Source organism: Escherichia sp. MOD1-EC6162 (assembly GCF_002965125.1).
Taxonomy (GTDB): Bacteria; Pseudomonadota; Gammaproteobacteria; order Enterobacterales; family Enterobacteriaceae; genus Escherichia; species Escherichia marmotae.
Genome location: NZ_PTSB01000012.1, coordinates 87,917 through 104,465 on the forward strand (window position 1 = coordinate 87,917; position 16,549 = coordinate 104,465).

Below are 16,549 nucleotides of genomic sequence, written 5' to 3' on the forward strand. Positions count from 1 at the left end.
TTTCTCACGCGGGAGAGGACATGACACAGATTGATTTCCGAAAAAAAATAAACTGGCATCGTCGTTATCGTTCACCGCAGGGTATTAAAACCGAGCATGAGATCCTGCGGATCTTTGAAAGCGATCGGGGACGTATTATCAACTCCCCGGCAATTCGCCGTCTGCAACAAAAGACCCAGGTCTTCCCACTTGAGCGTAATGCCGCCGTGCGCACGCGTCTTACCCACTCTATGGAAGTGCAGCAGGTAGGGCGCTATATCGCCAAAGAGATATTAAGTCGTCTGAAAGAGCTTAAATTGTTGGAGGAGTATGGTCTGGACGAGCTGACCGGCCCCTTTGAAAGCATTGTCGAGATGTCATGCCTGATGCACGATATCGGTAACCCGCCGTTTGGTCATTTTGGCGAAGCGGCGATTAATGACTGGTTTCGCCAGCGTTTGTACCCGGGGGATGCCGAAAGTCAGCCGCTGACCGATGATCGCTGTCGTGTGGCAACGTTGCGATTAAGGGAAGGAGAGGAACCGCTCAATGAATTGCGGCGCAAAATTCGTCAGGATTTATGTCATTTTGAAGGCAATGCGCAGGGGATTCGCCTGGTGCATACATTGATGCGGATGAATCTCACCTGGGCGCAGGTTGGCGGTATTTTAAAATATACCCGTCCGGCGTGGTGGCGTGGTGATACGCCTGAGACGCATAACTATTTAATGAAAAAGCCGGGCTATTATCTTTCCGAAGAAGTCTATATTTCCCGTTTGCGTAAAGAACTTAATTTGGCTCTTTACAGTCGTTTTCCATTAACGTGGATTATGGAAGCTGCCGACGATATCTCTTATTGTGTGGCTGATCTTGAAGATGCGGTTGAGAAAAGAATATTTACCGTTGAACAGCTTTATCATCATCTCCACGAGGCATGGGGTCAGCATGAGAAAGGTTCGCTGTTTGCACAGGTAGTAGAAAATGCCTGGGAAAAATCACGCTCAAATAGCTTAAGTCGCAGCACGGAAGATCAGTTTTTTATGTATTTACGGGTTAATACTCTCAATAAACTGGTGCCTTATGCGGCACAACGATTTATTGATAATTTACCGACGATTTTTGCCGGAACGTTTAATCATGCGCTGTTGGAAGATGCCAGTGAATGTAGCGATCTTCTGAAGTTATATAAAAATGTCGCCGTAAAACATGTATTTAGCCATCCAGATGTCGAGCAGCTTGAATTACAGGGCTACCGGGTGATTAGTGGGTTATTAGAGATTTATCGTCCTTTATTAAGTTTGTCGTTATCAGACTTTACTGAACTGGTAGAAAAAGAACGGGTGAAACGTTTCCCGATTGAATCGCGCTTATTCCACAAGCTCTCCACGCGCCATCGGCTGGCCTATGTCGAGGCCGTCAGTAAATTATCGTCAGATTCTCCTGAATTTCCTCTATGGGAATATTATTATCGCTGCCGCCTGCTACAGGATTATATCAGCGGTATGACAGACCTCTATGCGTGGGATGAATACCGGCGTCTGATGGCTGTAGAACAATAACCAGGCTTTTGTAAAGACGGACAATAAATTTTTACTTTTTGCAGAAACTTTAGTTCGGAACTTCGCGCTATAAAACGAATCTGAAGAACACAGCAATTTTGCGTTATCTGTTAATCGAGACTGAAATACATGAAAAAAACCACATTAGCACTGAGTGCACTGGCTCTGAGTTTAGGTTTGGCGTTATCTCCGCTCTCTGCAACGGCGGCTGAGACTTCTTCAGCAACGACAGCCCAGCAGATGCCAAGCCTTGCACCGATGCTCGAAAAGGTGATGCCTTCAGTGGTCAGCATTAACGTAGAAGGTAGCACAACCGTTAATACGCCGCGTATGCCGCGTAATTTCCAGCAGTTCTTCGGTGATGATTCTCCGTTCTGCCAGGACGGTTCTCCGTTCCAGAGTTCTCCGTTCTGCCAGGGTGGCCAGGGCGGTAACGGCGGCGGTCAGCAACAAAAATTCATGGCGCTGGGTTCCGGTGTCATCATTGATGCCGATAAAGGCTATGTTGTTACCAACAACCACGTTGTTGATAACGCGACGGTCATTAAAGTTCAACTGAGCGATGGCCGTAAGTTCGACGCGAAGATGGTTGGCAAAGATCCGCGCTCTGATATCGCGCTGATCCAGATCCAGAATCCGAAAAATCTGACTGCAATTAAGATGGCGGATTCCGATGCGCTGCGTGTAGGTGATTACACCGTAGCAATCGGCAACCCGTTCGGTCTGGGCGAGACGGTAACTTCCGGTATCGTCTCTGCACTGGGACGTAGCGGCCTGAACGCCGAAAACTACGAAAACTTCATCCAGACCGATGCCGCAATCAACCGCGGTAACTCCGGTGGCGCGCTGGTTAACCTGAACGGCGAACTGATCGGCATTAACACCGCGATCCTCGCGCCGGACGGCGGTAACATCGGTATCGGTTTTGCTATCCCGAGTAACATGGTGAAAAACCTGACCTCGCAGATGGTGGAATTCGGCCAGGTGAAACGCGGCGAGCTGGGCATTATGGGAACCGAGCTGAACTCTGAACTGGCGAAAGCAATGAAAGTTGACGCCCAGCGCGGTGCTTTCGTAAGTCAGGTTCTGCCGAACTCTTCCGCTGCGAAAGCTGGCATTAAAGCGGGTGATGTGATCACCTCACTGAACGGTAAACCGATCAGCAGCTTTGCCGCGCTGCGTGCCCAGGTTGGCACCATGCCGGTGGGTAGCAAACTGACCCTGGGCTTACTGCGCGATGGTAAGCAGGTTAACGTGAACCTGGAACTGCAGCAGAGCAGCCAGAATCAGGTTGATTCCAGCTCCATCTTCAACGGTATTGAAGGCGCAGAGATGAGCAACAAAGGCAAAGATCAGGGCGTGGTAGTGAACAACGTGAAAACGGGCACTCCGGCTGCACAGATCGGCCTGAAAAAAGGTGATGTGATTATTGGCGCGAACCAGCAGGCAGTGAAAAATATTGCTGAACTGCGTAAAGTTCTCGACAGCAAACCGTCTGTTCTGGCACTGAACATTCAGCGCGGCGACAGCACCATCTACCTGTTAATGCAGTAATCTCCCTCAACCCCTTCCTGCAAACGGGAAGGGGTTCTCTTTTCAATTTGTGACTCCCTCCACAACTCCATATTTCTGCATTGTCCTTTGTGCATTTGCACAATGCTGTGCGTTGCGTACTTCCTTATGCTAAACCGTGCTCAACGGAGGGCTTATGGCTGGCTGGCATCTTGATACCAAAATGGCGCAGGATATCGTGGCGCGCACTATGCGCATTATCGATACCAATATCAACGTAATGGATGCTCGCGGGCGAATTATCGGCAGCGGCGATCGTGAGCGTATTGGTGAATTGCACGAAGGTGCATTGCTGGTACTTTCGCAGGGGCGAGTAGTCGATATTGATGATGCCGTGGCGCGCCATCTGCATGGTGTGCGACAGGGGATCAATCTACCGTTACGGCTTGAGGGCGAAATTGTCGGCGTGATCGGACTGACCGGTGAACCGGAGCATTTGCGTAAATATGGCGAGCTGGTCTGTATGACGGCAGAAATGATGCTGGAACAGTCACGGTTGATGCACCTGCTGGCGCAGGATAGCCGACTGCGTGAAGAGCTGGTGATGCATCTGATTCAGGCTGAGGAGAGTACGCCAGCATTAACCGAATGGGCGCAGAGGTTGGGCATCGATCTCAATCAACCCCGCGTAGTAGCCATTGTCGAGGTCGACAGCGGTCAGCTTGGCGTCGATAGCGCGATGGCGGAATTACAGCAACTGCAAAACGCGCTGACTATGCCGGAACGTAATAATCTGGTTGCGATTGTTTCGCTGACTGAAATGGTGGTGCTAAAACCGGCGTTGAATCAGTTTGGGCGCTGGGATGCGGAAGATCATCGTAAGCGAGTTGAACAACTCATTACCCGCATGAAAGAGTATGGTCAGTTACGTTTCCGCGTTTCGCTGGGTAACTATTTTACCGGTCATGGCAGTATTGCCCGTTCTTATCGCACGGCGAAAACGACGATGGTCGTCGGTAAGCAGCGAATGCCAGAAAATCGCTGCTATTTTTATCAGGATCTGATGTTGCCTGTTTTACTTGATAGTTTGCGCGGTGACTGGCAAGCCAACGAACTGGCTCGTCCTCTGGCACGGCTCAAAGCGATGGATAATAACGGTTTGCTACGGCGTACGCTGGCGGCGTGGTTTCGCCATAATGTGCAGCCGCTGGCAACGTCAAAGGCGTTGTTTATCCATCGTAATACGCTGGAGTATCGTCTCAACCGTATCTCTGAATTGACCGGGCTGGATTTGGGTAATTTTGATGACAGGCTGTTGCTGTATGTGGCGTTGCAACTGGATGAAGAGCGGTAGGTTCATAACAAAATTAAAGCCGGGTGATACTTTACCCGGCTCGCAGAATGACATCAGTTACTATTATTTGCGTGTCAGCTTTTCCAGATCCGCCTCAATTTCGCTGATCTTATTGGTCACCACTGACTCCAGGTGACGCAAGTCATCGAGAATTTTACGTTTAAGATCCACTTCGCTACGATCGCGTTGGCAGATTTGATCAAGCTCATCAATGATATAACGCAGATTCGGGCTGATCTCCTGAACTTCTTTATAGCCCTGACCCACACCATCTGCAACCACCGTTTTGCGCTGACGTGGATATTTAAACTTCACGCTCTTGGCAAAAAACTCACCTTTATCTTTCTGGAAATAGATTTTCAGAATATCGTTGTTGGCTTCCTGCCGGAGGCTGTAACGATCAATTTCTTCAGGATTGGTAATACCCAGACTTTTCAGATTGTCGTACATAGCGTTACCTCAAAATGAGTCAGTAAATTGTGCTTATCTTAGCATTTGGCCTGGCCCGCCCGGCTCGACTGTGATCGCAGAAAGCCTTTTTCCAGACTTCTATCATGGCGTAAAAATTAAAAAATTACCTGCTTTATTCTGGCGATAGATTTTACGTTCTACACCAGTTCCAGTATCGTCACTTCCGGACGGCAGTTAAGCCGCAGCCCATACAAACTTCCCACGCCGCGTGTCGTATAGATTTTTCGTTCACCAAACGCATTTAACCCGGTGACGTAGCGTTTATCTTCGACTGGTGCAAAAGATTCGCCAACCAATGGCACGCGTAGCTGCCCGCCATGAGTATGACCGCACAGCATCAGATCCCAGGGGGCATCACGCATGATTTCTTTGCTGTCGGGATTATGTGCCAGCACCAGCCGTGGCAGATTAGCGTCGTTTACGCCGGGAGGGTTACATTGCCCGGCCCATAAATCCCCAGTGCCAACCAGTTCAAATTGTCGATTCTGTGTGGAGAGAACCGTTGCCTCGTTAAACAACACCTTGATACCCGCTGATTTCAGCGCTTCGCTAATTAAGCGATTCTTTTGCGTACCGACGGGGCGATCGTGGTTGCCGTAACAGGCAAATGTCGGCGCACATTCGGCAAGGGGAGATAGTACGCCACCAAACGCCGAAAAATTCAGCGGCATATCAAATAGTACGTAGTCGCCGCCCAGCAATATCAAATCGGGATTTTGCGCCACTCCAAGGGCAATGGCTTCTGATATCAGGGTGAGTGGAACAAAGCGGGAGTAATGGAGATCGGCAAGAAAAAGAATTTTGAACGGTGCGGCTTTATCTTTAAAAAAGGCGATGTGCTGATGGGTTAATTCAAGCCAGCCGGGTTCCAGGTAATGTATATAGCCGAAACCTGAGCCTGCGGCTAACGTTGCGGTGGCAGCCTGTAAAAAACGTCGGCGTGAAATCATCATCTTTCCCTGCAAAGAAAACGGGCAGCATCATGCTGCCCGTGTACATACTCTTAATCGATGGTACGCAGCAGTTCGTTGATGCCGACTTTACCGCGGGTTTTCGCGTCAACTTTCTTAACAATAACAGCACAGTAAAGGCTGTATTTACCATCTTTCGACGGCAGGTTGCCAGAAACAACTACAGAACCTGCCGGAACGCGACCATAGTGGATTTCACCCGTTTCACGGTCGTAAATACGGGTGCTCTGACCGATGTATACGCCCATGGAAATAACGGAACCTTCTTCGACAATTACGCCTTCAACGACTTCAGAACGCGCGCCGATGAAGCAGTTATCTTCAATGATGGTCGGGTTAGCCTGCAGCGGCTCCAGCACACCACCGATACCTACACCGCCAGACAGGTGCACGTTTTTACCAATCTGCGCACAGGAACCGACTGTGGCCCAGGTATCAACCATCGTACCTTCATCAACGTATGCACCGATGTTGACATAAGACGGCATCAGCACAGTGTTACGGGCGATAAACGCACCCTGACGCACTGCCGCGGGTGGCACCACGCGGAAGCCTTCTTTCTGGAAACGTGCTTCGTCGTAGTTGGCGAATTTCATCGGCACTTTATCGAAGTAGCGGCTTTCTGCTCCTTCTACCACCTGATTATCATTAATACGGAAAGAGAGCAGCACCGCTTTTTTTAACCACTGATGCGTCACCCACTGACCGTCAATTTTTTCCGCAACACGCAGTGCGCCGGAATCCAGCAGGGCGATCACCTGATTTACCGCTTCGCGGGTAACGGTGTCTGCATTGGCTGGCGTGATCTCGGCACGGCGTTCAAAAGCGGTCTCAATAATGTTCTGTAACTGCTGCATTGTTAAACTCTTTTCATATCAGTAAACACATCACCCTTTATCGTTTGGATTGAGGGCCTCTGTCAACCGCTGATGTACTTCCTGCTGCAACTCGTTATTAAGTGCACGTCGGTCAGCGGTGGCGATTATGAATAAATCTTCTACTCGCTCACCAATGGTTGTAATTCTGGCACCATGAAGCGAAATTCCCAGATCGGCAAAAATTTTCCCTACCCGTGCCAGCAGTCCAGGCTGGTCTAGAGCAATCAGCTCGAGGAATGATTTTCGGTCGGTATGGGTTGGCAAAAACGTCACTTCGGTTTCAACGGTAAAATGACGCAGTTTGGCGGGTTGACGACGCGGCTGAGGTGGCTGCCAGCTACTTTGTGTCAGTATCTGCTCCAGACCAAAACGAATAACTTCATGGCGATCAGTGGACAGAGGGCTGCCATCTGGCTCCAGCACGATGAAGGTATCCATCGCCATACCGTCGCGGGTGGTGAAAATTTGCGCGTCATGAACGCTTAAATTGCGACGGTCTAACTCGGCACAAACGGCGGCAAACAGGTATGGGCGGTCCGGGCTCCAGATAAAAATCTCGGTGCCACCGCGCGTGGCTTGCGGGCTAAGTAATACCAGCGGCTTACTTAAATCGTGCTGTAATAAATGGCGCGCGTGCCAGGCCAGTTGATTTGGGCTATGGCGGACAAAATAGTTAGCGCGACAGCGCGACCAAATTTGGTGCAGCGCCTCTTCGTCGATGTTATCCATGCGCAACAGAGCCAGCGCCTGAAGCTGGTGATGGCGAACCCGTTCGCGCATATCCGGCGTATTTTGCATTCCGCGTCGTAGCTGCTTTTCGGTAGCAAAATAGAGCTCACGCAACAGACTTTGCTTCCAGCTATTCCACAGCGTTTCGTTAGTGGCACAAATATCAGCCACCGTCAGGCATACCAGATAGCGCAGACGATTTTCCGTTTGTACTTCTTCGGCAAACTGTTTGATGACTTCCGGGTCCTGAATATCACGGCGCTGAGCGGTTACCGACATTAGCAAGTGCTGGCGAACCAGCCAGGCCACCAGTTGCGTTTCGCGCGAGTTCAGCCCGTGGAGTTCAGCAAAATTCACCACGTCTTGTGCGCCGAGTATGGAGTGATCGCCGCCGCGTCCTTTGGCGATATCATGAAACAATGCGGCGATGAAAATCAGCTCCGGCGATGGCAGGCGTGGCCAGACATCCACACACAACGGGTGGCGAGGGCGCGTCTCTTCACTGGCAAAACTTTCCAGTTTCAGCATCACGCGAATGGTGTGTTCATCTACTGTGTAAGCGTGGAACAAGTCAAACTGCATCTGCCCGACGATATGCGACCACTGCGGCATATAGGCACCGAGCACGCTATGACGATGCATTGGCAAAAGTCCGCGACGCACTGCGCCAGGGTGTCGAAGAATGCTTAAAAACAGTTTTCGCGCTTCCGGAATATTACACAGCGGTTGTTGCAGATGGCGACGGGCATGGCGCAACTGACGCAGCGTGGTGGAGTAAATACCAGTGATCGCGCTATTGCGCACCATGGTGTAAAACATGCGCAAGATGGCTTCCGGCTGGCGCATAAACAGCGTTTCATCGCGTAGGTCGATCAGCGTACCACGTAGCTGAAATTCATCGTCAATCGGACGTGGTTTTTCATCTGCGGGGAGGGCGAGGATGGCTTCATCGAACAGTTGCAGCAGCATCTGGTTGAGTTCGCTGACGCGACGCGTGACGCGGAAATAATCCTTCATCATTCGTTCGACCGGTTCGTTACCTTCGCCACTGTAATTCAGACGCTGGGCGACGCTTAACTGGCGATCAAACAGCAGTCGGTTATCGTAACGGCTAACGACCAGATGCAGGGCAAAGCGAATGCGCCACAATATATGCAGACACTCGTTTAATTCCGCCCGCTCCGCAGACGTTAAGAAGCCAAACCCCACCATTTCATCCAGCGATGTAGCACCGAAATGTCGGCGGGCGACCCATTGCAGGGTGTGGATATCACGCAAGCCGCCGGGGCTGCTTTTGATATCTGGTTCGAGGTTGTAACTGGTGCCGTGATAACGCTGGTGGCGCTGGTTTTGCTCCTCAACTTTCGCCGCGTAGAACTTGTCAGAAGGCCAGAATCCTTCGCTGAAAATATGCTTTTGCAGTTCGAGAAATAGCGCCACATCGCCAATCAACAGACGTGATTCAATTAAATTGGTGGCGACGGTTAAATCCGATAACCCTTCCAACATACACTCTTCAAGGGTGCGCACGCTATGACCGACTTCCAGCTTCACATCCCAGAGCAGCGTTAACAGTTCGCCCACTTTTTGCGCCTGATCGTCCGGGAGTTTTTTACGACTTAAGATCAGTAAATCGATATCTGAAAGCGGATGTAACTCGCCGCGACCATAGCCACCGACGGCAACCAGCGCCAGATCGGCAATCTGGCTGAAACCCGCTTCTATCCATAAACGTTGCAGGAGCTGGTCGATAAACTCAGTGCGCGCCTCAATCAATTGTTCCGCAGAAATCCCGCTGTCAAAGGCATCGCCCAGCCAACGCTGGAAAGTGTCGATATGGGCTTTTATTCCACAGACGGTTAATTCATCACGGGGCCAGACGCCAGGGTTTTGCGGTTGACCGGGAAGGGTGGGGAGAGCGGTGTTTGCGTACTGTTCTGGAAGGGTATTCATTGTGCGCCACCCATAAGATTAAATTATCGCATTAAAAAAGCCGGCATTCGCCGGCTTCAGACTGTTGACAAAGTACGCTTTGTTCATGCCGGATGCGGCGTGAACGCCTTATCCGGCCTACAACTTCTTGCAAATGGAGAAGGTAGGACGCATCAGGCAATTTTGCGTTTGTCTTCCTCTTATTCGTCGTGCGAGATTATCGCCGGGATGGTGTCATCCTTGCGTAGCGTCAGAATTTCGCAGCCGTTATCGGTCACTACAATAGTATGCTCGTATTGTGCAGACAAGCTGCGATCTTTGGTTTTTACCGTCCAGCCATCTTTCATGGTGCGGATCTCTTTTTTACCCGCGTTGACCATTGGCTCGATGGTGAAGGTCATCCCCGGTTTCAGCACGACGTTGGTTTCTGGGGAGTCATAGTGCAGCACTTGCGGCTCTTCATGGAAGCCGCGACCAATGCCGTGCCCGCAATATTCACGAACGACGGAGAAGCCTTCTGCTTCGACAAATTTCTGAATTGCCGCGCCGATTTCACGCAGATTAATGCCCGGTTTTACCATACGCAGCGCCAGATACAGGCTCTCTTGCGTAATGCGACACAGGCGTTCGCCCATGATGGTCGGTTTACCGACGATAAACATTTTTGAGGTGTCGCCGTGGAAACCATCTTTGATTACGGTGACGTCAATGTTAACGATGTCGCCGTCTTTCAGCAGTTTGGCGTCGTCCGGGATACCGTGGCACACCACTTCATTAATAGAAATGCAAACGGATTTCGGATAACCGTGATAGCCGAGGCAGGCAGAAACTGCGTGTTGCTGATTAACAATATAATCATTACAGATGCGATCCAGTTCGCCGGTGCTGACGCCCGGTTTAACATACGGTTCGATCATTTCCAGCACTTCGGCAGCCAGGCGGCCAGCGACGCGCATTTTTTCGATATCTTCAGGGGTCTTGATTGAGATAGCCATTAATTCTGTCCATCAGCGTCGGTGATACCGACAATATATATTTAAGTGCTGTCAATGGTATCACACCCTGCCAAATTGAGAATCATTCTGAACTTCGCGAAACGTGCCACCGAGGGTTTCCTGTAATAGAAAATTCATCGTGTGATGTTGTACACCGCACCAACAATTATTGGAGTCCACGGCGTATTTGTGGTATAAAGCGCGCCGGACTTCCGATCCATTTCGTATACACAGACTGGACGGAAGCGACAATCTCACTTTGTGTAACAACACACACGTATCGGCACATATTCCGGGGTGCCCTTTGGGGTCGGTAATATGGGATACGTGGAGGCATAACCCCAACTTTTATATAGAGGTTTTAATCATGGCAACTGTTTCCATGCGCGACATGCTCAAGGCTGGTGTTCACTTCGGTCACCAGACCCGTTACTGGAACCCGAAAATGAAGCCGTTCATTTTCGGTGCGCGTAACAAAGTTCATATCATCAACCTTGAGAAAACTGTACCGATGTTCAACGAAGCTCTGGCTGAACTGAACAAGATTGCTTCTCGCAAAGGTAAAATCCTTTTCGTTGGTACTAAACGCGCTGCAAGCGAAGCGGTGAAAGACGCTGCTCTGAGCTGCGACCAGTTCTTCGTGAACCATCGCTGGCTGGGCGGTATGCTGACTAACTGGAAAACCGTTCGTCAGTCCATCAAACGTCTGAAAGATCTGGAAACTCAGTCTCAGGACGGTACTTTCGACAAGCTGACCAAGAAAGAAGCGCTGATGCGCACTCGTGAGCTGGAGAAACTGGAAAACAGCCTGGGCGGTATCAAAGACATGGGCGGTCTGCCGGACGCTCTGTTTGTAATCGATGCTGACCACGAACACATTGCTATCAAAGAAGCAAACAACCTGGGTATTCCGGTATTTGCTATCGTTGATACCAACTCTGATCCGGACGGTGTTGACTTCGTTATCCCGGGTAACGACGACGCAATCCGTGCTGTAACCCTGTACCTGGGCGCTGTTGCTGCAACCGTTCGTGAAGGCCGTTCTCAGGATCTGGCTTCCCAGGCGGAAGAAAGCTTCGTAGAAGCTGAGTAATAAGGCTTGATAACTCCCCCGAAATAGTTCGAGTTGCAGGAAGGCGGCAAGCTCGAGAATCCCAGAGAGCTTACTTAAGTAAGTGACCTGAGTGAGCGAGCGAAGACAACGCGCCTGCAGCTTGAAATATGAAGGGGAGAGCCCTTATAGACCAGGTAGTACACGTTTGGTTAGGGGGCCTGCATATGGCCCCCTTTTTCACTTTTATATCTGTGCGGTTTAATTCCGGGCAGATCACATCTCCGAGGATTTTAGAATGGCTGAAATTACCGCATCCCTGGTAAAAGAGCTGCGTGAGCGTACTGGCGCAGGCATGATGGATTGCAAAAAAGCACTGACTGAAGCTAACGGCGACATCGAGCTGGCAATCGAAAACATGCGTAAGTCTGGTGCGATCAAAGCAGCGAAAAAAGCAGGCAACGTTGCTGCTGACGGCGTGATCAAAACCAAAATCGACGGCAACTACGGCATCATTCTGGAAGTTAACTGCCAGACTGACTTCGTGGCAAAAGATGCTGGTTTCCAGGCGTTCGCAGACAAAGTTCTGGACGCAGCGGTTGCTGGCAAAATCACTGACGTTGAAGTTCTGAAAGCACAGTTCGAAGAAGAACGTGTTGCGCTGGTAGCGAAAATCGGTGAAAACATCAACATTCGCCGTGTTGCTGCGCTGGAAGGCGACGTTCTGGGTTCTTATCAGCACGGCGCGCGTATCGGCGTTCTGGTTGCTGCTAAAGGCGCTGACGAAGAGCTGGTTAAACACATCGCTATGCATGTTGCTGCAAGCAAACCAGAATTCATCAAACCGGAAGACGTATCCGCTGAAGTGGTAGAGAAAGAATACCAGGTACAGTTGGACATCGCGATGCAGTCTGGTAAGCCGAAAGAAATCGCAGAGAAAATGGTTGAAGGCCGCATGAAGAAATTCACCGGCGAAGTTTCTCTGACCGGTCAGCCGTTCGTTATGGAACCGGCAAAAACTGTTGGTCAACTGCTGAAAGAGCATAACGCTGAAGTGACTGGCTTCATCCGCTTCGAAGTGGGTGAAGGCATCGAGAAAGTTGAGACTGACTTTGCAGCAGAAGTTGCTGCGATGTCCAAGCAGTCTTAATTATCGAAAAGGAGCCGCCTGAGGGCGGCTTCTTTTTGCGCCCATCTTGTAAATTCAGCTAACCCTTATGGGGCTGCGCTGAAAAGCGACGTACAATGTCGCCAGTATTAATTCATTTCAATCGTTGACAGTCTCAGGAAAGAAACATGGCTACCAATGCAAAACCCGTCTATAAACGCATTCTGCTTAAGTTAAGTGGCGAAGCTCTGCAGGGCACTGAAGGCTTCGGTATTGATGCAAGCATACTGGATCGCATGGCTCAGGAAATCAAAGAACTGGTTGAACTGGGTATTCAGGTTGGTGTGGTGATTGGTGGGGGTAACCTGTTCCGTGGTGCTGGTCTGGCGAAAGCGGGTATGAACCGCGTTGTGGGCGACCACATGGGCATGCTGGCGACCGTGATGAACGGCCTGGCAATGCGTGATGCACTGCACCGCGCCTATGTGAACGCTCGTCTGATGTCCGCTATTCCATTGAATGGCGTGTGTGACAGCTACAGTTGGGCCGAAGCTATCAGCCTGTTGCGTAATAACCGTGTGGTGATCCTCTCTGCCGGTACTGGTAACCCATTCTTCACCACTGACTCTGCAGCTTGCCTGCGTGGTATCGAAATTGAAGCCGATGTGGTGCTGAAAGCAACCAAAGTTGACGGTGTGTTTACCGCTGACCCGGCGCAAGATCCAACTGCAACTATGTACGAGCAGTTGACCTACAGTGAAGTGCTGGAGAAAGAACTGAAAGTGATGGACCTGGCTGCCTTTACGCTGGCTCGTGACCACAAATTACCGATTCGTGTTTTCAACATGAACAAACCGGGTGCGCTGCGCCGTGTGGTAATGGGTGAAAAAGAAGGGACTTTGATTACGGAATAATTCCCGTAATGGATAAATAAGGGTAAGATTCCGCATAAGTATCGCGGGGGCGTAAGTCTGATTATAAGGCGTTATTGTTTCAGGCAGTTTGGTCACGGCCAGCGCGCAACAACCGGAGCGTACAAAAGTACGTGAGGATTGCGAGCACTGCCCAGGGTCAAAATGGCAAATAAAATAGTCTAATAATCCAGACGATTACCCGTAATATGTTTAATCAGGGCTATACTTAGCACACTTCCACTGTGTGTGACTGTCTGGTCTGACTGAGACAAGTTTTCAAGGATTCGTAACGTGATTAGCGATATCAGAAAAGATGCTGAAGTACGCATGGACAAATGCGTAGAAGCGTTCAAAACCCAAATCAGCAAAATACGCACGGGTCGTGCTTCTCCCAGCCTGCTGGATGGCATTGTCGTGGAATATTACGGCACGCCGACGCCGCTGCGTCAACTGGCAAGCGTAACGGTAGAAGATTCCCGTACACTGAAAATCAACGTGTTTGACCGTTCAATGTCTCCGGCCGTTGAAAAAGCGATTATGGCGTCCGACCTCGGCCTGAACCCGAACTCTGCGGGTAGCGACATTCGTGTTCCACTGCCTCCGCTGACGGAAGAACGTCGTAAAGATCTGACCAAAATCGTTCGTGGTGAAGCAGAACAAGCACGTGTTGCGGTGCGTAACGTGCGCCGTGACGCGAACGACAAAGTGAAAGCACTGTTGAAAGAAAAAGAGATCAGCGAAGATGATGATCGCCGTTCTCAAGACGATGTACAGAAACTGACTGACGCTGCAATCAAGAAAATTGAAGCGGCGCTGGCAGACAAAGAAGCAGAACTGATGCAGTTCTGATTTCTTGAACGACAAAAACGCCGCTCAGTAGATCCTTGCGGATCGGCTGGCGGCGTTTTGCTTTTTATTCTGTCTCAACTCTGGATGTTTCATGAAGCAACTCACCATTCTGGGCTCGACCGGCTCGATTGGTTGCAGCACGCTGGACGTGGTGCGCCATAATCCCGAACACTTCCGCGTAGTTGCGCTGGTGGCAGGAAAAAATGTCACTCGCATGGTAGAACAGTGCCTGGAATTCTCTCCCCGCTATGCTGTTATGGACGATGAAGCGAGTGCGAAACTTCTTAAAACGACGCTACAACAACAAGGTAGCCGCACCGAAGTCTTAAGTGGCCAGCAGGCTGCTTGCGATATGGCGGCGCTTGACGATGTTGATCAGGTGATGGCTGCGATTGTCGGTGCCGCAGGCCTGCTACCTACGCTTGCCGCGATCCGCGCGGGTAAAACCATACTGCTGGCAAACAAAGAATCACTGGTCACCTGTGGACGTCTGTTCATGGACGCCGTAAAGCAGAGCAAAGCGCAGTTATTACCCGTCGATAGCGAACACAACGCCATTTTTCAGAGTTTACCGCAACCTATTCAGCACAATCTGGGATACGCTGACCTTGAGCAAAATGGCGTGGTGTCCATTTTACTTACCGGGTCTGGTGGCCCTTTCCGTGAGACGCCATTGCGTGATTTGGCAACAATGACGCCAGATCAAGCTTGTCGTCATCCGAACTGGTCGATGGGACGTAAAATTTCCGTCGATTCGGCCACCATGATGAACAAAGGTCTGGAATACATTGAAGCGCGCTGGTTGTTTAACGCCAGCGCCAGCCAGATGGAAGTGCTGATTCATCCGCAGTCAGTTATTCACTCAATGGTGCGTTATCAGGACGGCAGTGTTCTGGCGCAGTTGGGTGAACCCGACATGCGAACGCCAATTGCCCACACCATGGCATGGCCGAATCGCGTGAACTCTGGCGTGAAGCCGCTCGATTTTTGCAAACTGAGTGCGTTGACATTTTCCGCACCGGATTATGAACGTTATCCATGTCTGAAACTGGCGATGGATGCGTTTGAACAAGGCCAGGCTGCGACGACGGCATTGAACGCCGCAAACGAAATTAGTGTTGCAGCCTTCCTTGCGCAACGGATTCGTTTTACGGATATCGCCGCGTTGAATTTATCCGTGCTGGAAAAAATGGATATGCGCGAACCACAATGCGTGGACGATGTGTTGTCTGTTGATGTCAATGCGCGCGAGGTCGCCAGAAAAGAGGTGATGCGTCTCGCAAGCTGAGGATAATCCGGCTACAGAGAGTCGTGCTATTTGTTAGCGTAGGGCTTCAGTGATATAGTCTGCGCCATCTGATCGTAAGTAGTTGGCTTTCTAAGGTCAGGTATGCCGTGGTTTGACACGGCTTTTTTTTGTATAGGCTTCAGTATTCCTGAGTACCGTAAACCCTTTCAGGGAATAAGAAACGCGTGATGTTGTCTGCTACTCAACCACTTAGCGAAAAATTGCCAGTTCATGGCTGTCGCCATGTCGCGATCATTATGGATGGCAACGGGCGCTGGGCAAAAAAGCAAGGGAAAATTCGTGCCTTCGGGCATAAAGCCGGGGCTAAATCGGTCCGTCGGGCGGTCTCTTTTGCGGCTAACAACGGTATTGAGGCGTTAACGCTGTATGCCTTTAGTAGTGAAAACTGGAACCGACCAGCGCAGGAAGTCAGTGCGTTAATGGAACTGTTTGTGTGGGCGCTTGATAGCGAAGTAAAAAGCCTGCATCGGCATAACGTGCGTCTGCGTATTATTGGCGATACCAGTCGCTTTAACTCGCGTTTGCAAGAACGTATTCGTAAATCTGAAGCGTTAACTGCCGGGAATACCGGTCTGACGTTGAATATTGCGGCGAACTACGGTGGACGTTGGGATATAGTCCAGGGCGTCAGGCAACTGGCTGAAAAGGTGCAGCAAGGAAATCTGCAATCGGATCAGATAGATGAAGAGATGCTAAACCAGCATGTCTGTATGCATGAACTGGCCCCTGTAGATTTAGTAATTAGGACTGGGGGAGAGCATCGCATTAGTAACTTTTTGCTTTGGCAAATTGCCTATGCCGAACTTTACTTTACAGATGTTCTCTGGCCCGATTTCGATGAACAAGACTTTGAAGGGGCGTTAAATGCCTTTGCTAATCGAGAGCGTCGTTTCGGCGGCACCGAGCCTGGTGATGAAACAGCCTGATGGGGGTCGCTT

The 16,549-nt window shown here is 50.4% G+C and carries 14 protein-coding genes; 9 read left to right on the forward strand and 5 right to left on the reverse strand.

What is annotated here, in order from left to right; translation table 11 throughout:
- Positions 1-20 precede the first annotated feature (20 nt).
- The 3 genes from dgt (at position 21) to cdaR (ending at position 4,404) form a co-directional block, all read left to right on the forward strand.
- The gene (dgt, locus tag A9587_RS12245; RefSeq protein ID WP_016262891.1) at positions 21-1,538 is read left to right on the forward strand and encodes a dGTPase; all 1,518 of its coding nucleotides are present in this window, start codon (positions 21-23) and stop codon (positions 1,536-1,538) included.
- Positions 1,539-1,667: 129 nt separating this feature from the next.
- Positions 1,668-3,092, forward strand: coding sequence for a serine endoprotease DegP (gene degP / locus A9587_RS12255; RefSeq protein WP_001517772.1), 1,425 nt, complete (start codon positions 1,668-1,670; stop codon positions 3,090-3,092).
- Positions 3,093-3,246: 154 nt separating this feature from the next.
- Positions 3,247-4,404 carry a DNA-binding transcriptional regulator CdaR gene (gene cdaR, locus A9587_RS12260; RefSeq protein WP_000929415.1) on the forward strand — a complete coding sequence of 386 codons (1,158 nt, stop codon included), beginning with the start codon at positions 3,247-3,249 and terminating at the stop codon, positions 4,402-4,404.
- A gap of 63 nt (positions 4,405-4,467) precedes the next feature.
- Here the strand turns inward: cdaR and A9587_RS12265 are convergent, their stop codons facing one another.
- From A9587_RS12265 to map, 5 genes are all read right to left on the reverse strand, one after another.
- The gene (locus tag A9587_RS12265; RefSeq protein ID WP_000272188.1) at positions 4,468-4,854 is read right to left on the reverse strand and encodes a DUF3461 family protein; all 387 of its coding nucleotides are present in this window, start codon (positions 4,852-4,854) and stop codon (positions 4,468-4,470) included.
- 158 nt (positions 4,855-5,012) lie between these two features.
- Complete coding sequence (gene yaeI / locus A9587_RS12270) at positions 5,013-5,825, reverse strand: phosphodiesterase YaeI (RefSeq protein ID WP_024191943.1); 813 nt, start codon at positions 5,823-5,825, stop codon at positions 5,013-5,015.
- Positions 5,826-5,878: 53 nt separating this feature from the next.
- Complete coding sequence (gene dapD, locus A9587_RS12275; protein WP_001186657.1) at positions 5,879-6,703, reverse strand: 2,3,4,5-tetrahydropyridine-2,6-dicarboxylate N-succinyltransferase; 825 nt, start codon at positions 6,701-6,703, stop codon at positions 5,879-5,881.
- A 30-nt stretch (positions 6,704-6,733) separates the two neighbouring features.
- A complete protein-coding gene (glnD, locus tag A9587_RS12280; RefSeq protein WP_001094595.1) occupies positions 6,734-9,406 on the reverse strand; it encodes a bifunctional uridylyltransferase/uridylyl-removing protein GlnD in 2,673 nt (890 codons plus the stop codon).
- A 179-nt stretch (positions 9,407-9,585) separates the two neighbouring features.
- Entirely contained in the window at positions 9,586-10,380 is a 795-nt protein-coding gene (gene map, locus A9587_RS12285) for a type I methionyl aminopeptidase (protein ID WP_001018205.1), read from the reverse strand.
- A gap of 367 nt (positions 10,381-10,747) precedes the next feature.
- On the opposite strand from map, the gene rpsB reads away from it, so the two are divergent.
- From rpsB to ispU, 6 genes are all read left to right on the forward strand, one after another.
- The gene (rpsB, locus tag A9587_RS12295) at positions 10,748-11,473 is read left to right on the forward strand and encodes a 30S ribosomal protein S2 (protein ID WP_000246882.1); all 726 of its coding nucleotides are present in this window, start codon (positions 10,748-10,750) and stop codon (positions 11,471-11,473) included.
- A 256-nt stretch (positions 11,474-11,729) separates the two neighbouring features.
- Positions 11,730-12,581, forward strand: a complete 852-nt coding sequence (tsf, locus tag A9587_RS12305) for a translation elongation factor Ts (protein ID WP_000818112.1) — start codon at positions 11,730-11,732, stop codon at positions 12,579-12,581.
- 146 nt (positions 12,582-12,727) lie between these two features.
- Positions 12,728-13,453 carry a UMP kinase gene (gene pyrH / locus A9587_RS12310; RefSeq protein ID WP_000224575.1) on the forward strand — a complete coding sequence of 242 codons (726 nt, stop codon included), beginning with the start codon at positions 12,728-12,730 and terminating at the stop codon, positions 13,451-13,453.
- A 291-nt stretch (positions 13,454-13,744) separates the two neighbouring features.
- A complete protein-coding gene (gene frr, locus A9587_RS12315) occupies positions 13,745-14,302 on the forward strand; it encodes a ribosome recycling factor (RefSeq protein WP_000622419.1) in 558 nt (185 codons plus the stop codon).
- 91 nt (positions 14,303-14,393) lie between these two features.
- Positions 14,394-15,590 (forward strand): 1-deoxy-D-xylulose-5-phosphate reductoisomerase, encoded by a 1,197-nt coding sequence (gene ispC / locus A9587_RS12320; RefSeq protein ID WP_000811946.1) that lies wholly within the window; start codon positions 14,394-14,396, stop codon positions 15,588-15,590.
- Positions 15,591-15,778: 188 nt separating this feature from the next.
- Positions 15,779-16,537: a (2E,6E)-farnesyl-diphosphate-specific ditrans,polycis-undecaprenyl-diphosphate synthase gene (ispU, locus tag A9587_RS12325; protein ID WP_105263338.1), complete on the forward strand. Its 759-nt coding sequence runs from the start codon at positions 15,779-15,781 to the stop codon at positions 16,535-16,537.
- The last annotated feature ends 12 nt before the right edge of the window (positions 16,538-16,549 follow it).